General features: G+C 73.9%; 4 protein-coding genes. 3 read left to right on the top strand and 1 reads right to left on the bottom strand.

What is annotated here, in order from left to right:
- Together E1182_RS29770 and E1182_RS29765 are read left to right on the top strand one after the other, a co-directional pair.
- Positions 1-693: sensor histidine kinase (locus E1182_RS29770; RefSeq protein ID WP_132271039.1), on the top strand; the 693-nt coding region annotated here is incomplete at its 5' end.
- Positions 690-1,370 (top strand): response regulator, encoded by a 681-nt coding sequence (locus tag E1182_RS29765; RefSeq protein WP_132271038.1) that lies wholly within the window; start codon positions 690-692, stop codon positions 1,368-1,370. The genes E1182_RS29770 and E1182_RS29765, both read left to right, overlap by 4 nt.
- Before the next feature lie 12 nt (positions 1,371-1,382).
- Here the strand turns inward: E1182_RS29765 and E1182_RS29760 are convergent, their stop codons facing one another.
- Positions 1,383-2,279, bottom strand: coding sequence for a DUF4231 domain-containing protein (locus tag E1182_RS29760; RefSeq protein WP_165942765.1), 897 nt, complete (start codon positions 2,277-2,279; stop codon positions 1,383-1,385).
- Between the two features lie 376 nt (positions 2,280-2,655).
- On the opposite strand from E1182_RS29760, the gene E1182_RS29755 reads away from it, so the two are divergent.
- Positions 2,656-3,603 (top strand): PHB depolymerase family esterase (locus E1182_RS29755; protein ID WP_132271036.1); only part of this gene is annotated, 948 nt, incomplete at its 3' end.

Below are 3,603 nucleotides of genomic sequence, written 5' to 3'. Positions count from 1 at the left end.
GTCAGCTGTGTATACGAGCCAGGCGTGCTCACCCTGCGCGACCACACCGAGCTGCGTGCGCTCAGCAGCGAACTGGACTCGGTACGCGGGCTCACCGAGGCGCTGCGCGCCCAGGCGCACGAGGCCGCCAACCGCCTGCACACCGTGCTCACCCTGGTCGAGTTGGGCCGCTCCGACGAGGCGGTGCGGCTGGCCACCGAGGAGTTGGCCCTGGCCCAGCGGCTCACCGACGAGGTGGTCGGGGCGATCGCCGAACCGGCGCTGGCCGCGCTGCTGCTCGGCAAGTCCGCCCAGGCCGCCGAGCGGGGCGTGGAGTTGACCGTGGACCCGGACTCCCGGCTGCACGTGGGTGCCCTGCCCACCACCGACCTGCTCACGGTCGTGGGCAACCTGGTCGACAACGCCCTGGAGGCGGTCGCCGTGGCGGCCCCACCCCGGCGGGTCCGGGTCCGGGTGACCGAGACCGACGGCGAGGTGCTCGTCGAGGTGGGCGACAGTGGCCCGGGACTGCCGCCGGAACAGGTGGCCGACGCGTTCCGCCGCGGCTGGTCGACCAAGCGGCCCGGCCGGGGCCTGGGGTTGGCGCTGGTCGGCCAGGTCATCGCCCGACACGGCGGGCGATACGAGGTGGACGCTGCCGCCGAGGGCGGCAGCGTGTTCCGGATCCGGCTCCCGATCGGGGCACGCACGTGAGCGACGAGATCCGGGTGCTGGTCGTCGAGGACGAGGAGCTGATCGCGCAGGCGCACCGCGCGTACACCGAACGGATCCCCGGGTTCCGGGTGGTGGCGGTGGCACGCACCGCGCGGGAGGCGATGGCGGTGCTGCGCTCGGACGACCGGGTGGACCTGGTGCTGCTCGACTTCCACCTGCCCGACATGCACGGGCTGGAGGTGTGCCGGACGATGCGGGCCGCCGGCAGCACCGCCGACGTACTCGCGGTCACCTCCGCCCGGGACCTGAGCATGGTACGCGCGGCGGTCGCCCTCGGCGTCACCCACTACCTGCTCAAGCCGTTCACGTTCGCCGCGTTCCGCGACAAGCTGGAGCGGTACGCGGCGTACCGGGCGCAGGCGTCGGCCGGCGGCGCGGTGGCGGCGCAGCACGAGGTGGACCGGATGTTCGCCACCCTGCGCGGCACCGCGCCGGACACCCTGCCGAAGGGACTGGTCGCGGCGACCCTCGACGCGGTGCTGGACGCGCTGCGCACCCGGCCCGGCCAGTCGGCGTCCGAGGTGGCCGAGCGGACGGGGATGTCCCGGGTCACCGCCCGACGCTACCTGGAGCACCTGGCCGACACCGGCCGGGCGGACCGCAGTCCTCGCTACGGCACTCCCGGCCGTCCCGAGGTCGAGTACCGCCCCACCTGACCGGCAGGGCGGTCAGCCCGGCTCCCGGTCGTGGGTCCACGCGGCCAGCCAGCTCTCGTTCTCTCGGGAGATGACCTCCTCACACGCGCTGACGAACGCCGCGGCGGCGGCCGGCGAGCGGTCGGCCGTCGCCTCCCACTCCTCCAGCAGGGCGGCCAGCCGCCGCGCGGTCGCCAGGTACGACACGACGAGGTGCTCGTACCTGGCGGCGGCGATGTGCGCCGTGACGGACGCGCCGACCACCGTCACCGCCGAGACCCAGACGCCGACCCCACCGGCCCCGGTGGTGGCGGCGAGCGCGCCGAGCACGGCACCGACGGCGGCGATCGCGAACTCCGCGCTGCGGAACCGCACCATCAGGCGTTGCTGTCGAGCCGCGCCGGCACGGTAGTAGCCGTCGATCTGCGGGCGGAGCCGGTGGGCGAGGTAGCCGGCCACGTCACCGACCGGCGGGACCGGGATGTCGAGGTCGGGCGTGCCGAGCGTCATCCCGGCGAGGTCGGCCACGTCGTCGGCGACGGCTGTGGCGCGGGCCCGCAGACGAGGGGCACGGTCCGGCCCGTCGTACGGCTGCGCACCGGTGAGGAAGAGGTAGACCTGCGCCTTCAGCGCCTCGCTGGCGGCACGGACTCTCGTCCACGCCTCGATCCGGTCCGGTCCCAGGCGCGCGACCCGTACCACCGGGGCCAGGGCGAGGGCGACGGCGCCGGCGGTCGCCAGCGCGCGACCCGGCACGCCGCCCAGCCCCACCTGGACCGCCGCGGTGGTCAGGACCGCACCGCACACCGACGCCGCGAGGGCCGCGGTACGCCAGAACGTGATGCTCCGCTTGGTGTTGCCCGCGGCGAACGACCACCGCCGATGCTCACGCCACACCGCGCCCACGGCGGACCTGTCGGCCTGTTCCACTGCTCGCCCCCTCTGCCTCGGGCTTCCGGTCGCCGGGCCGGGCCGCCCCGCTCGTCGCGGCCCGGCCCGGCCCGGCCCGGTGGTGCCGGTGCAACGCGGTCCGGCGGATGCCGGATCGACGCGGCCGGGCGGCGCCACTGCCGGCCCGGGGTGGCCGGTCCCCCCTCTCAGGATGCCGGTCGGGATCAATGCCCCGGTTCCCGCCGCCGGTGGGCTCGGTGGGTTGCCCACGGGTCGCGGACCGGGCCGGCGTCCGTCCTTGCCAGACCATCCGCCGCATCCACTACTGTGGATGTCCTGAGCCGGGCACGATCGGGCGCCGGGCAGCCTCGATCGGCATATCCGTCCCCATCGGCCCTTCCGGAGGACTCCCCCAATGAGAGCGAAGCTCAGACTGCTCGGCACCGCCCTGGCAGCCGGCGCGCTGACGGCCCTGGCGGCCGTGTCGGTCCCCAGCCCGGCGTCGGCGGCCACCCTGACCCAGGTGTCGAACTTCGGCGCCAATCCCAGCAACCTGCAGATGTACCTGTACGTGCCGGACCGGGTCGCCCCACGCCCCGCGCTGGTGGTGGCGGTGCACTACTGCACCGGCTCCGGACCGGCCATGTACTCGGGCACCCAGTTCGCGTCCCTGGCCGACCGGTACGGCTACATCGTGATCTACCCGTCGGTGACCCGCAGCAGCAAGTGCTTCGACGTGGCCTCGCCGCAGGCGCTGCGCCGCGACGGAGGCAGCGATCCGGTCGGGATCAAGTCGATGATCGACTACGTGCGGGCACGGTACCCGGTGGACGGCGACCGGATCTTCGCCACCGGAATCTCGTCCGGCGCGATGATGACCAACGTGCTGCTCGGGCTCTATCCGGACGTGTTCGCCGCCGGCTCCGCCTACTCCGGCGTCCCGTTCGGCTGCTTCGCCACCACGAACGGCTCGGAGTGGAACAGCGAGTGCGCCAACGGCCAGATCGTCAGGACCCCGCAGCAGTGGGGTGACCTGGTCCGCAACGCGTACCCGGGGTACACCGGCAAGCGGCCCCGGATGCAGCTGTGGCACGGCACCAACGACGACGTGCTGCGCTACCAGAACTTCACCGAGGCCATCAAGCAGTGGACCAACGTGCACGGGCTGAGCCAGACCCCGACCTACACCGACCGGCCGCAGTCCACCTACACCCGCACCCGGTACGGCGGCAGCGGCGGCACCGCCCCCATCGAGGCGATCAGCATGCAGGGCGTCGGACACAACCTGCCGGTGGACGCGAGCCAGGCGATCCGGTTCTTCGGCCTCGACGGCAGCGCCCCGCCCACGTCCCCGCCGCCGAGC

This window comes from Micromonospora sp. KC721 (assembly GCF_004348355.1).
Lineage (GTDB): Bacteria > Actinomycetota > Actinomycetes > Mycobacteriales > Micromonosporaceae > Micromonospora.
This window is presented reverse-complemented; position numbering and strand designations above follow the sequence as displayed.